The 17,807-nt window shown below is 71.8% G+C and carries 13 protein-coding genes; 11 read left to right on the top strand and 2 right to left on the bottom strand.

The features are described from left to right. Positions 1 to 141 precede the first annotated feature (141 nt). From ACIOGX_RS24580 to ACIOGX_RS24530, 11 genes are all read left to right on the top strand, one after another. A complete protein-coding gene (locus ACIOGX_RS24580; protein ID WP_401916221.1) occupies positions 142 to 2,193 on the top strand; it encodes a thioredoxin domain-containing protein in 2,052 nt (683 codons plus the stop codon). Between the two features lie 206 nt (positions 2,194 to 2,399). Continuing rightward, positions 2,400 to 3,656, top strand: a complete 1,257-nt coding sequence (locus tag ACIOGX_RS24575; protein WP_356514364.1) for a glycosyltransferase — start codon at positions 2,400 to 2,402, stop codon at positions 3,654 to 3,656. Further along, positions 3,653 to 5,389: an ArnT family glycosyltransferase gene (locus ACIOGX_RS24570; RefSeq protein WP_401916218.1), complete on the top strand. Its 1,737-nt coding sequence runs from the start codon at positions 3,653 to 3,655 to the stop codon at positions 5,387 to 5,389. Before ACIOGX_RS24575 ends, ACIOGX_RS24570 begins: the two co-directional genes overlap by 4 nt. Continuing rightward, positions 5,386 to 6,660, top strand: a complete 1,275-nt coding sequence (locus ACIOGX_RS24565) for a glycosyltransferase (protein WP_401916215.1) — start codon at positions 5,386 to 5,388, stop codon at positions 6,658 to 6,660. Before ACIOGX_RS24570 ends, ACIOGX_RS24565 begins: the two co-directional genes overlap by 4 nt. 170 nt (positions 6,661 to 6,830) lie before the next feature. Next, positions 6,831 to 9,245: a galactose oxidase-like domain-containing protein gene (locus ACIOGX_RS24560; protein WP_401916666.1), complete on the top strand. Its 2,415-nt coding sequence runs from the start codon at positions 6,831 to 6,833 to the stop codon at positions 9,243 to 9,245. A 279-nt stretch (positions 9,246 to 9,524) separates the two neighbouring features. After that, positions 9,525 to 10,268 carry a cupin domain-containing protein gene (locus tag ACIOGX_RS24555; RefSeq protein WP_401916212.1) on the top strand — a complete coding sequence of 248 codons (744 nt, stop codon included), beginning with the start codon at positions 9,525 to 9,527 and terminating at the stop codon, positions 10,266 to 10,268. Beyond that, positions 10,265 to 11,299 carry a hypothetical protein gene (locus ACIOGX_RS24550; protein ID WP_401916209.1) on the top strand — a complete coding sequence of 345 codons (1,035 nt, stop codon included), beginning with the start codon at positions 10,265 to 10,267 and terminating at the stop codon, positions 11,297 to 11,299. The genes ACIOGX_RS24555 and ACIOGX_RS24550 overlap by 4 nt, the downstream gene beginning before the upstream one ends. Next, positions 11,296 to 12,213 carry a hypothetical protein gene (locus ACIOGX_RS24545; RefSeq protein WP_401916206.1) on the top strand — a complete coding sequence of 306 codons (918 nt, stop codon included), beginning with the start codon at positions 11,296 to 11,298 and terminating at the stop codon, positions 12,211 to 12,213. The genes ACIOGX_RS24550 and ACIOGX_RS24545 overlap by 4 nt, the downstream gene beginning before the upstream one ends. Then, positions 12,176 to 12,712, top strand: a complete 537-nt coding sequence (locus tag ACIOGX_RS24540; RefSeq protein ID WP_383963417.1) for a hypothetical protein — start codon at positions 12,176 to 12,178, stop codon at positions 12,710 to 12,712. The genes ACIOGX_RS24545 and ACIOGX_RS24540 overlap by 38 nt, the downstream gene beginning before the upstream one ends. 106 nt (positions 12,713 to 12,818) lie before the next feature. After that, complete coding sequence (locus tag ACIOGX_RS24535; protein WP_401916203.1) at positions 12,819 to 14,579, top strand: asparagine synthetase B family protein; 1,761 nt, start codon at positions 12,819 to 12,821, stop codon at positions 14,577 to 14,579. Then, positions 14,579 to 16,069, top strand: a complete 1,491-nt coding sequence (locus ACIOGX_RS24530; protein ID WP_401916200.1) for an aldehyde dehydrogenase family protein — start codon at positions 14,579 to 14,581, stop codon at positions 16,067 to 16,069. The genes ACIOGX_RS24535 and ACIOGX_RS24530 overlap by 1 nt, the downstream gene beginning before the upstream one ends. 196 nt (positions 16,070 to 16,265) lie before the next feature. On the opposite strand, the gene ACIOGX_RS24525 is transcribed toward ACIOGX_RS24530, so the two are convergent. Together ACIOGX_RS24525 and ACIOGX_RS24520 are read right to left on the bottom strand one after the other, a co-directional pair. Further along, complete coding sequence (locus tag ACIOGX_RS24525) at positions 16,266 to 16,889, bottom strand: TetR/AcrR family transcriptional regulator (protein WP_401916197.1); 624 nt, start codon at positions 16,887 to 16,889, stop codon at positions 16,266 to 16,268. Between the two features lie 61 nt (positions 16,890 to 16,950). Further along, positions 16,951 to 17,679, bottom strand: coding sequence for a hemolysin III family protein (locus ACIOGX_RS24520; protein WP_356514381.1), 729 nt, complete (start codon positions 17,677 to 17,679; stop codon positions 16,951 to 16,953). Positions 17,680 to 17,807: the final 128 nt, after the last annotated feature.

Here is a 17,807-nt window from a genome sequence, read left to right as displayed (position 1 = left end):
GCCGGTTCCAGCACGAGTACCGCAGCGTGTCTGAGGTGCGACCGCTCGGTGATCAGCCGCTCATCACTGACGCTTCGGCTTCGTGTCGAGAACTCCGTGCCTGCGGCGGGCGTGCGGGGAGGCTGGGGCAGGATGGGGCGCATGGCGAACCGACTGGCCCATGAGACCTCCCCGTACCTCCTCCAGCACGCCGACAACCCCGTCGACTGGTGGCCCTGGTCGCCCGCGGCGTTCGAGGAGGCGCGGCGGCGGGATGTGCCGGTGCTGCTGAGCGTCGGGTACAGCAGCTGCCACTGGTGCCATGTGATGGCGGGCGAGAGCTTCGAGGACGAGACGACCGCCCGGTACATGAACGCCCACTTCGTCAGCGTCAAGGTCGACCGCGAGGAGCGGCCCGATGTGGACGCCGTGTACATGGAGGCGGTTCAGGCGGCCACCGGGCAGGGCGGGTGGCCCATGACGGTGTTTCTGACGGCGGACGGGGAGCCGTTCTACTTCGGTACGTACTTCCCGCCCGCGCCCCGGCACGGCATGGCGTCCTTCCCGCAGGTCCTGGAGGGGGTCAGTGCCGCGTGGAAGGACCGGCGCGGGGAGGTCACCGAGGTCGCGGCGCGGATCGTGGGGGAGCTGGCGGGGCGGTCGCTCGCGTACCGGGGGGACGGGGTGCCGGGTGAGGAGGAGCTGGCGCAGGCGCTGCTGGGGCTGACGCGGGAGTACGACGCGGTGCGGGGCGGGTTCGGCGGGGCGCCCAAGTTCCCGCCGTCCATGGCGGTGGAGTTCCTGCTGCGCCACCACGCCCGTACCGGCGCGGAGGGCGCGCTCCAGATGGCGGCCGATACGTGCGAGGCGATGGCCAGGGGCGGGATCTACGACCAGCTCGGCGGCGGGTTCGCCCGGTACTCGGTGGACCGCGAGTGGACCGTGCCCCACTTCGAGAAGATGCTGTACGACAACGCGCTGCTGTGCCGGGTGTACGCGCATCTGTGGCGGGCCACGGGCTCCGATCTGGCCCGGCGGGTGGCGCTGGAGACGGCCGACTTCATGGTGCGCGAACTGCGCACGGCGGAGGGCGGGTTCGCCTCGGCCCTGGACGCGGACAGTGACGACGGCAGCGGCGCGCATGTCGAGGGCGCGTTCTATGTGTGGACGCCGGACCAGCTGCGCGAGGTGCTGGGGGAGTCGGACGCCGCGTTCGCCGCGCGGTACTTCGGGGTGACGGAGGAGGGCACCTTCGAGGAGGGCGCGTCCGTGCTGCAACTGCCGCTGGACGGCGGGGTGGCGGACGCCGAGCGGGTCGCCTCCGTACGGCGGCGGCTGCTCGCGGCGCGTGACGGGCGGCCGAAACCGGGGCGGGACGACAAGATCGTGGCCGCCTGGAACGGGCTCGCGATCGCCGCCCTGGCCGAGACCGGCGCCTACTTCGACCGGCCGGATCTGGTGGAACGCGCCACGGAGGCCGCCGATCTGCTGGTGCGGGTGCATCTGGACGACGCGGCGCGGCTCGCCCGTACATCGAAGGACGGCCGCACCGGCGCCAACGCGGGGGTGCTGGAGGACTACGGCGATGTCGCCGAGGGCTTCCTGGCGCTCGCGGGGGTCACCGGTGAGGGGACATGGCTGGAATTCGCCGGGTTCTTGCTGGACATTGTGCTCGACCGGTTCGTGGCCGGGAGCGGGACGCTGTACGACACGGCGAACGACGCCGAACAGTTGATCAGGCGCCCGCAGGACCCCACGGACAACGCCACGCCGTCCGGCTGGACGGCCGCCGCCGGAGCGCTTCTCTCGTATGCCGCGCACACCGGCTCCGAGGCCCATCGCACCGCCGCCGAAGGGGCGTTGGGGGTGGTGAAGGCGCTCGGGCCGAGGGCGCCGCGCTTCATCGGCTGGGGGCTCGCGGTGGCCGAGGCGCTGCTCGACGGGCCGCGCGAGATCGCGGTCGTGGAGAAGCCGGGGGCGGCGGGAGCCGGGACCGGGCCGGAGCGGAGCGCGCTGCACCGTACGGCGCTGCTGGGCACCGCGCCCGGCGCCGTCGTCGCGGCGGGAGTGGCCGGAAGTGATGAGTTCCCGCTGCTGACGGACCGTCCGCTGGTCGGCGGGGAGGCCGCCGCCTATGTCTGCCGGAGGTTCGTCTGTGCCGCGCCGATGACGGAAGTAAGCGCACTAAAGGGAGAGTTGGGCGTTTTCGAGTAACGTATGGCTGATTTCCGACGCGTGGTGAATCGGACTGAAACGCAGTATTCACCCAATCGGCCCTCCGGCTGTCACAGGTCCCCCTTATTGTCTCCACAAGAGTCACAACAGGTGCGCACGGGGGGACTGTGCGCACGAGGGGGATGCAGGGGTCAGCCGACGGCCAGGGGGGCCTGCCGCGGCCTGCCCTGGCCGAGGGGGGCCATGTGTTCACGTCCGTATTCATCGCTGCCATTTCACTGGCGCTGTTCTGGATGGCCGCGTTCACGCTCTGGTGGCAGATGCATGCCTGGCGTACGCCGGAAACGCTCGCCGCGACCAGATTCGACCGGCCCGACGGCGGACGCGAGGGCTCGTTCTCGCTGCTGCTGCCGGCCCGTCACGAACAGGCCGTGCTGGAGCACACCGTCGAGCGGCTGCTGGAGTCCGGCCACAGCAGGTTCGAGATCATCGTCATCGTCGGGCACGACGACCCGGAGACGGCGGCGGTCGCCGAACGGGCCGCCGCCCGCGACCCGCACCGGGTCAGGGTCGTCGTCGACACCCATGAGGCCAAGAACAAACCCAAGGCGCTCAACACGGCGCTGCCGTACTGCACCGGCGAGGTCGTCGGGGTCTTCGACGCCGAGGACCAGGTCCACCCGGAGCTGCTGACCCACGTCGACCACGCCTTCCGCACCACCGGCGCCGATGTCGTCCAGGGCGGCGTCCAGCTGATCAACTTCCACTCCAGCTGGTACAGCCTGCGCAACTGCCTGGAGTACTTCTTCTGGTTCCGCAGCAGGCTCCATCTGCACGCCCAGAAGGGCTTCATCCCGCTCGGCGGCAACACCGTCTTCGTCCGTACCGACGTCCTGCGCGAGGCGGGCGGCTGGGACCCGAACTGCCTGGCCGAGGACTGCGATCTGGGCGTACGCCTCTCCAGCGTCGGCAAGAAGGTCGTCGTCGCGTACGACTCCGACATGGTGACCCGCGAGGAGACCCCGGGCTCGCTCGTCTCCCTGCTCAAACAGCGCACCCGCTGGAACCAGGGCTTCCTTCAGGTGTACCGCAAGAAGGACTGGCGCCAACTGCCCACGCGCGGACAGCGGATGCTCGCCCGCTACACGCTGATGACACCGTTCCTCCAGGCGTTCACCGGCCTGATCATCCCGCTCAACGTGGCGGTCGCGCTCCTGCTCGACGTACCGGTCACGGTCGCGTTCGTGACGTTCCTGCCGCTGGTCACCGCCATGGTGACCTTCGTCTTCGAGGTCGTCGGGCTCCATGACTTCGGCAAGCAGTACGGACTGCGCGTCCGCCTCTCGCACTATCTGAAGCTCATCGTCGGCGGCCCCATCTACCAGGTGCTCCTCGCGGGCGCGGCGATCCGCGCCGTCTGGCGCGAGCACCGGGGGCGCAGCGACTGGGAGCTGACCAGTCATGTCGGCGCGCATCTCATCCGAGAGGACGTCCACGCGTGACCTCCACCCTCCCCACGGTGACGACCGGGCAGCCGACCGCCGTCACCGCGCGGCCCGGCCATGCCCGCCGCGTCAGCAGGACGCGGCTCACCGTCCGGCCGGTCATACGCTTCCGCCGCTCCCGCGCCGATCTGCTCCTGTGCGGGGCGCTCCTCGTCGCGATCCTGCTGGTCCAGGGCTGGAACATCCAGCACTATCCGACGCTCAGCGACGACGAGGGCACCTATCTCGCGCAGGCCTGGGCCGTCCAGGAGGGCAAGGGCCTCGCCCACTACACCTACTGGTACGACCATCCGCCGCTCGGCTGGATGCAGATCGCCTTCCTGACCTGGCTGCCCGCGCTCCTCTCGCCCGAGACGATGACGGTCGCCCCGATGCGCTTCGCGATGCTGCTGGTCAGCGCGGCGAGCGCGGTCTTCCTGTACGTACTGGCCAGGCGGCTCTGGCTGCCGCGCTGGGCCGCCGGGCTGGCGATGGCCCTGTTCGGGCTCTCCCCGCTCTCCGTGGTGCTCCAGCGGGAGATCTTCCTCGACAACATCGCCGTGATGTGGATGCTGCTCGCGTTCTGCCTCGCGGCCTCGCCCAGCCGGCATCTCTGGCACCACTTCGCGGCCGGAATCGCCGCCGCCGTCGGGGTGCTCACGAAGGAGACCATGCTGGTCATCCTGCCCGCGCTGCTGGTGACCCTGTGGCGGCACAGCCATCGCGACACCCGGAAGTTCGCGGTGACCGGCGCGATCACCGCCTGCGCCCTGGTCGGCCTCAGCTATCCGCTGATGGCCCTGCTCAAGGGGGAACTGCTGCCCGGCGGCGGCCATGTCTCGCTCTGGGACGGCATCGCGTTCCAGATGAGCAGGCCCGGATCCGGCTTCGTACTCGACCCGGGCAGCGGCTCGTACGGGGTGCTCCAGTCCTGGCTGTACTACGACCGGGTGCTGCCGCTCGGCGGCATCGCGGGCGCCGTCCTGCTGGTGGTCACCCTGCGCTGGTCGGTCACCGCGCGGGCGCTCGCGGGGCCCGCGCTGGCCGTGGTGATCCTCACCCTGGTCGCCCTGCGCCCGTCCGGCTATCTGCCCGCGATGTACGTCATCCAGGCGCTGCCGTTCCTGGCGCTGGTGCTGGCGGGCGGCGCCGCGTCCGTCACCCACGCGATCCTGCGCAGACGGCGCGGCCCGCGGGAGGGCCGTACGCTCACCACCGTCCGCTGGACGGCGCTGGCCGCGCTCGCCGCGAGCGCGCTGGCCGTCGTCGTCCCCCGGTGGTACGAGGGCGATCGCACCGCGCTGACGGCCGACGCCAACGCCCCCTACCGGCAGGCCGCTTCCTGGATGGCGACCGAGGTGCCCGACCCGTCCCGGGCCCGGGTGCTGGTCGACGACGCGCTCTGGCTCGACCTCGTGCACGCCGGGTACGAACCGGGGCTCGGCGCGATCTGGTTCTACAAGGCCGACCTCGACCCGGCCGTCACGAAGACCATGCCCGACGGCTGGCGCGATCTGGACTATGTGGTCGCGTCCCCGACCGTACGGCGCGACGCGCGCGATCTGCCCAAGGTGCGGGACGCGCTGGAGCACTCGACCGCCGTCGCCGTCTTCGGGGACGGCGAGGACCGGATCGAGATCCGGCGGATCACGGGAGGCGCGGGAGGCGCGGGGCGCACGGGAAGTACGGGAAGCGCCGCACGCACGGCAAGCACGGATGGCGACCGGATCGCGGGAGGCGACGAGCGATGAGCATTCTTCCCCCCATCGGTGCCGGGGAGCGCGGTGAACCGGAGCTGGAGGCGACCGTCGTCGCCGAGCCCGGCGCCGTCACCGTCATCATCCCGACCTTCAACGAGTCCGGGAACGTACGGGAGTTGCTGCGGCAGCTCACCGGCGCCGTACCGGCCAGGCTGCCCTGCGAGGTGATCTTCGTCGACGACTCGACCGATGACACCCCCGACGTCATCGAATCCGCCGCGCAGGACTGCCCGTTCCCGGTGAGCGTGATCCACCGGGAGAAGCCCGAGGGCGGTCTCGGCGGTGCGGTCGTCGAAGGGCTCAGGGCCGCGGGGTCCGACTGGATCGTCGTCATGGACGCCGACCTCCAGCATCCGCCCGCGCTCGTCCCCGAGCTGGTCGCGGCCGGGGAGCGGACCTCCGCGGATCTCGTCGTCGCGAGCCGCTATATCGAGGGCGGCAGCCGGGCCGGGCTGGCCGGCGGCTACCGCGTCGCCGTGTCCCGCGCGGCGACCTGGCTGACCAAGGGGCTGTTCCCGGCCGGGCTGCGCGGGATCAGCGACCCGATGAGCGGGTTCTTCGCGATCCGGCGCTCCGCCGTCACCGCGGAGGCGCTGCGGCCGCTCGGCTACAAGATCCTGCTGGAGCTGGCCGTACGCTGCCGGCCCGAGCAGCCGGCCGAGGTGCCGTTCGTCTTCCGCGACCGGTTCGCGGGCGAGTCGAAGTCGACGGCGAAGGAAGGACTGCGCTTCCTGCGCCACCTCGTGGAGCTGCGGACGGCCGCCCCGCTCGCCCGGATGATCGCCTTCGGACTGATCGGGCTCACCGGCTTCGTACCGAACCTGCTCGCGCTGCACGGGCTGACGGCGGCCGGGGTGCACTATCTGCCGGCCGAGGTGGTGGCCAACCAGTTCGGGGTCCTGTGGAACTTCCTCCTGATCGAGGTGCTGCTCTTCCGCGACCGGCGGGCGCACCGGCACTGGGCGGACCGGGTGGGCCGGTTCGCGCTGCTCGCCAACGCCGACCTGCTGCTCCGTATCCCGCTGATCGCGCTGTTCGTCGCACAGCTCGGGATGGGGGTGCTGACGGCGACCGCGTGCGCGCTGCTGGCGACGTTCGTGCTGCGGTTCGTGGGCACGGAGGCGCTGGTGTATCTGCCCAAGCGGGAGCCGAGGCGGGAGCGGGCGGGGCGCGGCGCGGGGCGCGGCGCGGGCCGTGCGGCCCGCCGCGCGTCGGACCGTGCGGCGGTGGCCGCCCGTACCGAGGGGAGCGTGCGCCGATGAGCCCCGTCCCGCCGCGTGTCCCGCCACGCCGGTTCCGTACGCCGCGCGGATCCCGTACCTCGCGCCCCTTCCGTTTCCGTACGTCGCGCGGATCCCGTACGCCGCGCCCCTTCCGTTTCCGTACGTCGCGTCGTACCGCCTTCCTCACGTTCCTCGCGCTGACCGGCAGCATGCTGTACGCCACCCAGCAGCCCGCCGCGGCCGGGGCGAACCTCGTCAAGAACCCCGGGTTCGAGACACCGGGCCCGCCCGGCACGGACGCCCTGCCGTACTGCTGGGAGCGGTCCGGCTGGGGGGACAACGACTTCTCCTTCGATACCGTCGCCGACGCCCACTCCGGCACCGCGGCGCTGAGAGTCGCGCTGACCCGCCGGACCGAGGGCGACCGCAAGGCGCTGATCACGGAGTCCGCGGAGTGCGCGCCCGCGGTCGTGCCCGAGCGGCAGTACGACCTGTCCCTCTGGTACAAATCCACGACACCCGACGCCGCGATCACGCTCTTCCGCCATGACGCCACGGCGGGCTGGCAGTACTGGACCGATCTCAAGACCCTGGACCTCAGCGCCGGTTACCAGCGGGCCGAGGTCCGTACGCCCGTCATCCCGCCCGGCACCGACCGGATCACCTGGGGCGTGTCGGTGTACGGCACGGGCAGTGTGACCACCGATGACTATGTGATGGAGGAGGTCGCCCCGCCGCCCGTCGAACCGGAGTGCACCGGGACCGCCGAGGAGTGCGCCAACGGCCGCTGGCAGGTGCTGCCGACGGAGAACCCGGTGCGCTCGATGCACTCGGTGGTGCTGCACAACGGCAAGGTGCTGCTGATCGCGGGCTCCGGCAACGACCCGGAGATGTTCGAGGCCGGTACGTTCACCTCGGCGGTGTACGACCCGGCGGACGGCTCGTACCGTACGGTCCCCACCCCCGACGACATGTTCTGCTCCGGTCATGTCCAGCTCTCCGACGGCCGGGTGCTGGTGATGAGCGGCAACAAGGGCTATCCGTCGGCGGACGGCACGGTCGGCTACCAGGGCTACAAGGACTCGTACGTCTTCGACCCCGCCACCGAGACGTACACCAGGACCAACGACATGAACGACGGGCACTGGTATCCGTCGGCCACGATCATGGGCAATGGCGATGTGATGTCCTTCGGCGGGCTGCGCGAGGACTCCAGCGGTTCGGTGACGGCCGAGCGCTGGTCGGCCGCGCAGGACAAGTGGCTGCCGATGGGACAGGTCAACCAGACCTGGTCGTACTGGGGCCTGTACCCGTCGATGATCCTGATGCAGGACGGGCGGCTCTTCTACTCCGGCAGCCATGTCTTCGGCAACGGCACGCCCGGCACCGGCTCGTCGGTCTACGACTACGACGCCAACACGGTGACCGAGATCGCGGGTCTCCAGAACAAGGACGAGCGCGACCAGTCGGCGAGCGTGCTGCTGCCGCCCGCGCAGGACCAGCGGGTGCTGACGATCGGCGGCGGCAATATCGACTCCAATCCGGAGGCCAACCGGCTGACGGATCTCATCGACCTCAAGCAGCCCAACCCCCGCTACACCCCGGGCCCGTTGCTGCCGCAGGGCACGGTCGACCTCGGCAACGGACCGCAGCCGCAGACCGGGGCGCAGGGCAAGATGTACGGCTCCGCCGTGCTGCTGCCCGACGGCAAGGTCCTGGAGACGGGCGGCGCGCTGCACAACCGCGCCAACCCCGTCTACGAGTCCTCGCTGTTCGACCCGGCGACGGACACCTTCGATCCGGTCGCGGTGGACCCGGAGGCGCGCGGCTACCACTCCTCGGCGTTCCTGCTGCCGGACGGCCGGGTGATGACGACCGGCGACAACCCGGGCAACGGCTCCTGGAACCACCGGGTGTCGCTCTACACCCCGCCGTATCTCCTCAAGGGACCACGCCCGCGGATCACGTCACTGATCGACAACCAGTGGCTGTACGGCGATACGCAGCGGATCACGGTCGACCGGCCGATCGCCAAGGCCGAGCTGATCCGGCCGGCCGCGGTCACCCACTCCTCCGACCCCAACCAGCGGTTCGTGGATCTGCCGCTGTCGGTGGACGGGAACAATGTCGACCTCAATGTCACGAGCAACCCGAATCTGGCGCCGCCGGGCTGGTACATGCTCTTCGCGGTCGACGCCAACGGCGTTCCTTCGGTGGCCGAGTGGGTGCGTCTGGGCGGTCCGCCGGCGCTCGCCGACAAGGCGGCGGAGTCGGCGCACGTCCACGACTTCGCGGGGGATCTCGCGAAGAGCCCCGGGAAACCGCGGAAGAAGCGGACCTCGGCGCCGGTGAGCCCGCAGGTCGCGGGATGCGACCGGCACTACGGCTCGGCGAACGTCTGCGTACCGACGGTCTTCCCCGAGACGGTGCGGGGGAGCCAGGGGAGCCAGGGGAGCCAGGGGAGCCCGGGGAGTACGAAGGCGGCGACGACGAGGGCACGCTGCGACTGGCTCGCGGCGAACGACTACGGGCGGCTGAAGGTCAACGGCGGGGACGATCCGCTCCGGCTCGACCCGGACGGCGACGGAGTGGCGTGCGGGAAGGGGGACGTGAGGCGCCGCTGACTCTGGGGTGAGGTGTCGCGTACGCGGACCGGGCCCCGGGCTTTCGCCACCGCGTACGCGGCCCCCCGGGACGGTCGCCGCGTACGCGGCCCGCCGGACCGTCATCGCGTACGCGGCCCCCGGGCTCTCGCCACCGCGTATGCGGCGCATCGGCCCCAACAGCGGGCGCGGAGCACGCACTTCATCGCGATGTCAGTGCTCCGCCATATCATCTGCTCCAGGTATTCCCGGTCACGGTTCTACGATGCGATCGTGGTCCACGACGCGAGGGGGGCGTTGATGTCCGACGTGGAAACCGGTTCCGGCACACCCGGGCTGCGGGGTATGGAGCGGCTCTCGCGCGACCTGCCCCACGGAGTGGAGCTGTTCCATCTCAAGCCCGGGGGCAGCGTGCTGTTCGCCGACCGGAACGGGGCGCGCGAGCTGGGCCCGAGCGAGGAGTTCCTGCGTTTCCTCGACGACGGGCAGTTCGCCCACTACCTCGTCGGTGACGCGCACACCTCGCCCGAGCGCCCGTCCAACGCCACGTTCAAGCTCGGGGTCGTCGGCCCGCGCAGCGCCGTCACCCCGCACGCGCACGGCGGCGAGCACGTCGTGCTCAGCCTCGGTCACGCCGCCTGCGGTCTCTACGACGCGGCGCGGGGCCGGGTCACCGAGATCCGGCTCTCTCCCGGGGCCATGATCCGGATCCCCGGGATGATGCCCCACTCCTTCGCCAACCGCGGCGCGAAGCCGTTGAACATGCTCGCCGCCCAGGCCGGTTTCGGTATCGACCACGAGGACTACGCGATCACCGCGGACGAAGCCGAGCGCCGCGCCACCGCAGGCGACCGGCGCGTGGCACACGGCCGCGGCGGGCTCGGCACCGTCACGCGCGTGGGCACCGACTACGGGCTGCTGGCCGCCGCGCTGCGCGACATCGAACGTATCCAGCGCGTCCGGGGCATCGGCGCCACCACCGTGCGAGAGCGTCTCGCCGCCGGACTCCGGCGCGCCGCGTCCGTGCTGGAGGGCCCACGATGATCTGCCCGTTCTGCAACAAGAACCTTCTCCTGAAGGAGCGGCCCAACCGCACCTGCTCCCACTGCAAGCGGCGCTTCGCCCTGGACCCCAGGACCAACTCGCTGAGGATGAGCGACGCACGGGTCCGCCGTCTCCTCCCCAAGCTCACCGACGGCGGACGGCTGAAGATCTCCGTCCACCAGCTTGGGGCCGCGGCGCTGCCCAGGACGGCGCCGGCCAAGAGCCAGAGCCCGGTCGTGGAGGCCCTTGGCTGCCTGTGGGTGCCCCTGCTGGTGGGCGTCATCATGGTCGTCGTCGGAGTGAGCACCGGTGACATGGTCGGGTTCACCATCTTCGGCTCGATCCTGGTCGGCATCTTCATCCTCGGCGTGACCATCGCCCTGGCGAGCAAGAGGAAACCGACGCCGAATCCGCTCAGCGGCTTCCGCGCGATGCTGCTGAGCGACTGGGTGGACGTCTACGGCGCGCTCCCGGCCGGGATCGTGGACGACTTCCCGTACCGCCGCGTCTATATACCGGAGGGGGCACGCCTCGCGGTGCTCTGCCCTGACCGGGCCATCGCCGCCTTCCTGGTCGCCAACGGGATACCGGAGCGGCACGGAGCCGTCATCGCCACAGAGGTCGAGCAGGTGCCGGACGCGCTGCCCGTCCTCGTCCTGCACGACGCGAGCGCCCCGGGCTGCCGGCTGGTCATGCGGACGCGTGAGGCGCTGCCGGGCCGCACAGTGATCGACGCGGGGCTGCCGCCGCGCGCCGTCATGCGGACGCCGGGCGCGCCGGCGAGGCGCGGCGACAAGCCGGCGAAGGATCTCGTCGAGTGGCTGGGCGAGAGCGGGACGCTCACCAAGGACGAGCTGGAGTGGCTGGCCAAGGGCTGGACCGTCTCCCTCGTGGCCATACGGCCCGCCAAGCTCCTCGCGGCCGTCAGCAGGACCGTCGCACGCGTCGGCGCCGCGACCGGTCCGGATCCCGAGCGGCGGAAGGCGGAGTCCGTCGGGTTCCTCACCTGGCCGGGCGAGGACGGCCGATGACCCCACGCGTCGCCGCGAGCATCGGCGACCGGTTGCTCGACCGTGCCCTCGCCACCGCCGTCGCGCGTGCGGGCGCGCCCGGCCGGATCCGGTTCACCGAGCGTCAGTTGTACTACGAGATGTGCCGCGTCCTGCGCCCGTCGCACGCGGTCCCGCGCAGGCTTCCGCTGACGCCCGCGCCGCCCGTACGGTACGAGCGGTTCGAGGAGGCGCTGCGGCGGCACGGCGCGGTGCCGGGACTGCTGGCCCCGGCTCCGGCTTCAGCCGATGACTTTCGGGAACCGTCCGCGCCCTCCGCGCCCGATCTCTACGACTATGGACTGCCCCGGCTGCTCATCTGCCAGAGCCGCCAGGTGGCCCGGATGCTCCTCGCCAACGATGTGCATCTGGAGGCCGCCTGCCCGGTGTTCGCCGCCGACGATCTGCCGCTCGACCCCCGGCTGGTGACCGGGCTCGGCAGGGTCGACGGCGCGACCGTGCACGTCCTGCACGACGCGAGCGTGGACGGCATCGCGCTCACCGGCCGGGTGCGTGACGCGGTCCCCGGCGTACGGGTCTCCTCGATGGGCCTCGTACCCCGGCACGCCACGGCGCTCCACCTGATCTCGCCGCGCGGCCCGGCACAGGTACTGGCACAGGGACCCGGCCCGCTGACGCTGCCCGCCGCGCTCGGACCCCGCGAGCGGGACTGGCTCGCCGACGGGCGCTTCGCGGAGGTGGAGTCCGTCTCACCGGCCCGGCTGCTGCGCACCGTACTGCGGCTCGTGCGCGGACCGAGGACGCCCGGCCACTCGGTGTGGACCGGGCTGCGTGAGCTGCGTACGGCGGGATTCATGACATGGCCGACGAACCGACCAGGGGATACGAGGACTCAAGGTGATCAACCGGCCACGCGAAACCCCGTACAGGGATGAGCTGCTCGCCGACGGCAGCGTCCACCGCCGCTATGAGGACGGACGCGAGGAATGGCGGCGGCGCGAAGGCGGCACGCACGTGCGCTGGCACGACAACCAGGGCGCGTCCGGCACCGACGAACAGCTCGGCGGACGCATCATCAAGCGCCGGTACTCCGACGGCAGGGTGACCTACGGCCGGGACATCGGCTACGGCCGCACGGTCTGGGACCGGGGCGAGACGTTGCTGGTCAACAAGACCTCGTTCGGCGGGCGCATGGGGACGCTGCTGGGCGGGCTCGGGCTCGTCGCCCTCGCCGTCACGGCCGCCCAGCTCCCGCCCGAGGAACTCACGCCCGAAGAGGAGGAGGAACTGCGGCAGCAACAGCAGCAGGCGGCGGCCCAGAACTCCTCAGGCGGCGGGGACGCGGGCGGTGGCGACGGCGGCGGCGACTGGGACTCCAGTGACGGATGGAACTCCGACGACGACGGCGGCTGGAGCGACGACGACTTCGGATAGCCCGGCCGGCCGACCGGTCCGGCCACCCGCGAAGGATCGCGAAGGACCGCGAAGGACCGAGTACGACTGAGAAGGACCGAGAAGGAACCGAGAGGAGGGGGCGGCCATGGCGCGTTTCTGCGCCTGCCTGGCGGCGACACCCGAACGGGCGGCGGAACATCTCGCGGCGATGGGCGCCGCCGTGGGCGCCGGTCTGCCGGGCGCGGCGCTGGTCCGGGACGAACCGGGCCATGCCACCGGCCCGTTCACCGCGTACGGCCGTACCGCCGTCGGCGAGGTCACCCTCCACAACCGGCCCGAGCTGTTCGCGGCGCTCGTCGGCGCCGGGGCCCCCGCCCCGCCGGGCTGCCCGGACGGTGAGCTGCTGCTGCGCTGCTGGGTACGGCTCGGCGCCGCCGGGATCCGGGCGGCGGAAGGCATGTTCGCGCTCGCCGTGCACGACACCGGGGAACTGGTCCTGATCCGCGACCACATGGGCGCCCGCACGCTGTTCTACGCCCGCGCCGACGGCTGCTGGGCCGCGTCCACCTCGCTGCGCGCCCTGCGCCGCTGGCCCGCGCTCGGCACCGGTCTCGAACTGGCCGCCGTACGCTCCTTCCTGACCTTCGCCTACCTCCCCGGCGAGGAGACGCTGCTGCGCGGCGTACGCGAAGTGCTCCCCGGGCGCTGTCTGCGGCTCGCGGTGGACGGGGCCGTCACGGAGGAGCACTACTGGGAGCCCCAGGAGCTGATCGAGGACGACGGCGCGGCGCCCGAGAGCCACGCCCTGCGCCTGCGCGCGCTGCTGGAGGAGGCGACGGCACGCCGGCTGCCGGAGGCCGAGGCCGTGGGCGTGCTGCTCTCCGGCGGGGTCGACAGCTCGCTGGTGACCGCGCTCGCCGCCAAACTCCACGCCCATCCCGTGCACACGTACTCCATCAGCTTCGGCGACGAACTCCCCCATGAGCTGGGCTACTCCGGCCTGGTCGCCCAGCACTGCCACACCCGCCACCGCGTCCTCACCGTGTCAGGCGACGCCGTGGCCGCGCGGCTCGCGGAGGCCGCCGCGCTGCTCGACAGCCCCGTCGGCGATCCGCTGACCGTGCCCAATCTGATGCTCGCCGAGGCCGTGGCGGGCGACGGGCCCCGGGTCGTGCTCAACGGGGAGGGCGGCGACCCGGTGTTCGGCGGGCCGAAGAACCTGCCCATGCTGGTGTACGAGATGCACCGCGGCGAGGTGGCGGGCGGCGACGCCGAGGACGCGCGCGAGACGGCGTACCTGCGCTCGTACCGCAAATGCTTCACCGACCTGCCCGAGCTGCTCACCGCCGACGCGCTGGACGCCCTGGCCGCCGCGCCGGCCCCGGAGCGGTTCGTCGCCCCGTATCTGCGGCCCGCGGCCCGGGACGGCAGGATGGACCACCTGCTCAACCAGCTGCTGCACTGCAATCTGCGCACCAAGGGCGCGCATCACATCCTCACCAAGGTCGAACGGCTCACCGCCTCCCAGGGGATCCAGGGCCGCGCCCCGCTGTTCGACCGCCGGGTGGTGGACCACGCCTTCGCCACGCCGCCCCGGTGGAAGCTGCACGGGGCGGCCGAGAAGTGGGTGCTGAAGGAGGCCGTACGGGATCTGCTGCCGGACACGGTCGTGGACCGGCCGAAGAGCGGTATGCGGGTGCCGGTGCAGCAGTGGCTCGGCGGACCGCTGCGGGAGCTGGCGGGCGATCTGCTGCTGGGCCGCGAGGCGCGCGCCCGCGGGCTGTTCCGGCCGGACACGGTGCGCGCGTGGATGCGGGGAGAGGGCACGCTGCTGCCCAGGCAGGGCGGCAAACTCTGGCTCGTGCTCACCCTTGAACTGTGGCTGCGCGCCTACGACGTCAGCTGATGGAGGACTCCTTGACCGCCGAGCGGAACACCGAGCCGAACACCGAGCCGTTCACCGAGCCGAACGCCGATGCGTACCTCTGGGCGGAGGCGTCGGACGCCACCGAGCCGGACGCCACCGAGCCGGACGCCACCGTGCCGCTCATCGACCCGCGTACCGGACGGATACGCGGCAGCTCGCCCGTCGCCCGTGGCCCGCGGGTCGCCGCCGCGGTCCGCGCGGCCCGCCGTGCCTTCGACGGCTGGCGGGCGCGCACCCCGAGGGAGCGATCCCGGGCGCTCGACCGGCTCGCCGGGCTGATCGAGGAGCACGCCGACGCGTACGCAGCTCTGGAGCGTGCGGGCACCGGCAAGCCGGCGCACGAGGCGGCGGGCGAGGTGGCGAACGCCGCGGACCTCTTCCGCTTCTACGCCTGGGCGGCGCGCACCCAGCCCGCCCCCGCCGCCGGAGGCTTCGTCGCCGGGCACGAGAGCTGGGTCCGCTGGGAGCCGCTCGGTGTGGCCGGGGTCGTCGTCCCCTGGAACTACCCGCTGATGATGGCCACCTGGCGCTGCGCGCCCGCGCTCGCCGCCGGGAACAGCGTCGTCGTCAAGCCCGCCGAGACCACCCCCGACTCACTGCTGCTGCTCGCCGAGCACGCCGCGGAGGCACTGGGCGAGGCGGTCCTCCAGACCCTGCCCGGCGACCGGGAGACCGGACGGCTGCTCGTGGCGAGCGCGGTCGACATGGTCGCCTTCACCGGGAGCGCGGAGGCCGGGGCCGATGTGGCGGCGCGCGCGGGCACCCGGCGCGTCAGCCTGGAGCTGGGTGGCAACAGCCCGGTCGTCGTCCTGCCGGACGCCCCCGAGGACACCTGGTCGGAGCTGGCGCTCGCGACCACGTACAACGCGGGCCAGAGCTGCGCCGTCCCGGCGCGGGTGATCACGCTCCGCGAGAACTACGAGTCGGCCGTGTCCCTGCTCGCCGACGCGATGGGGGAACGCCGGGCGGGCCGGGACTTCGGTCCGCTCAACAACCCGGACCAGATGGGGCGTTACGACCTGCTCATGGCCTCCTCGACGGCGGTGGTGATGGCGACGGGCGAGAGCGCGCCCGGCACCGGCGAGGAGGACGGCTTCTGGCGGCCCACGTGTGTGCTCGCGGATCTGCCGGACGACGATCCGGCGGTGCTGGACGAGGTGTTCGGCCCGCTGCTGACGGTGCAGGCGGCGGACAGCGTGGAGGAGGCCGTGGCGCTGGCGAACGAGGTGCCGCAGGCCCTGGCCGCCAGCGTATGGACCCGGGACGTGGCGGCGGGCCTGGACCTCGCGGCCCGGCTGAACGCGGGCGAGGCGTGGCTCAACTGCCATCTCGTCCAGACGGCGGAGCTGCCGCACGGCGGCCGGGGTTCGTCGGGCCACGGCACGGACCTCAGCACGCTGGCCCTGCACGCGTACCAGCGCCCGAAGACGATCACGGCGCGTCTGACGCTGACGCCCCGCTTCCGCTGAGGAAGGCCGCGGAAGGACGTCAACGTCCGTAACTCCCTGCCGGTCAGACCGTGCTGATCGGCCACGGGCGAGGACCGAGTCCTCCCGCTCGTGCGCGGCGTCGATCGCGCAGACCGCGTCCTGGAGCGGTGGGATCGGTCGGCGGGTCCGTCCGGGGCGGACCCCGTACCGGACCCCGTACCGGACCCCGTACCGGTCAGAGACGCAGTCCGTCGGCGACGCTGTCCAGGGCGTGGCCCACCAGGACGCGCAGATCGTCCTGGTTGCCGTGCTCGCCCCAGTAGAGGGTGACCTCGCGCACCACGCTCAGCATGGCCGCGATGAAGAGCCGCAGCTCCAGGTCGTCGGGGGCGCGGCCGGTGCGCTCCGCGAGGACATCGCCGAGGAGCTTCGCCGACTCCGCCATCGTCTCGGTCATCCTGGCGCGGACGGCCGGGACCTCGACCATCAGCTTCGTACGCTGTATCGCCTCGTCGTACTCGGTGGCCAGGATGGACTGGAGCGTCTGGTCGAGGAGGAACCGGATGGATTCGAGCGGGGGTTCACCGGCCGGCCGGGAGCGCAGTACGGACGCCACGACCGCGTCGTAGTCGTCGGTGAGGACGATGTCCTCCTTGGTCGGGAAGTACCGGAAGACGGTGGACGGGGAGACCTCCGACGCCTCCGCGATCTGCTCGATGGTCGTCGCCTCGTACCCCTGCTCGGCGATCAGCCCGAAGGCGGCCCTGCGGATCGCGGTCCTGGTCCTGAGCTTCTTGCGTTCACGCAGGCCGAGCTGGGGCTGCTGCGCCGTGAGGGGGGTGTGAGAGAGGGCGGCCATGCTTCTCATTGTCGGGCATCCCGGGGCTCCCGGACCCTGTGCGGTCCGGGATCCGCGTCCGTCAGGAGTGCTGGTACGCCACCAGTGAGATGCCGACGAAGTGCGTGGCGAACGCGGCGAGGGTGAAGGAGTGGAACACCTCGTGGAAGCCGAACCAGCGCGGTGACGGGTTGGGGCGCTTCAGTCCGTAGATCACGCCGCCCGCGCTGTAGAGCAGCCCGCCGACGACCACGAGCACGAGCACGGCGATCCCGCCGGCGCGCATGAAGTCGGGCAGGAAGAAGACGGCGGCCCAGCCCATCGCGATATAGCACGGGGTGTAGAGCCAGCGCGGCGCGCCGACCCAGAAGACCCGGAAGGCGATGCCCGCGGCGGCGGCGGCCCACACGGCCCAGAGCAGGGTCCGGCCGGTCGAGTCGGGCAGCAGCAGCATGGTCAGCGGGGTGTACGTGCCCGCGATGATCAGGAAGATATTGGCGTGGTCGAGCCGGCGCAGGACGGCCTCGCCGCGTGGGCCCCAGGTGCCGCGGTGATATATCGCGCTGACGCCGAAGAGCAGGCACGCTGTGAAGACGTAGATACCGCACGCGACACGCGCGCGGGTCGAGTCGGTCAGGACGATCAGGGCCAGCCCCGCGATCAGCACGGCGGGGAACATCCCCGCGTGCAGCCAGCCGCGCAGTTTCGGTTTGACCGGACTCGGCAGCTGGATCTCGACCGGCCCCCCTTCCGAGTGCGGGAGGTCTGTCCGCGGGGAGCTGTCGAGCGGATCGGGAGCGGCGTTAGTCATGAGCTCATGCTACCTACGGGGCCGTAAGTTACGCCCTGGTACGAAAGATCCGGGGTGCCCAGTGCGTGCCGTCGAGATGACGTAAGCGTGCCCTGCGAGTGGCGATGCTCACGTGTGAGGCCCTCTGG

The sequence above is a fragment of the Streptomyces sp. NPDC088147 genome (assembly GCF_044741565.1).
Classification (GTDB): Bacteria; Actinomycetota; Actinomycetes; order Streptomycetales; family Streptomycetaceae; genus Streptomyces.
The sequence above is the reverse complement of the archived record's forward strand: the minus strand, read 5'-3'. Positions and strand labels throughout refer to the sequence as shown.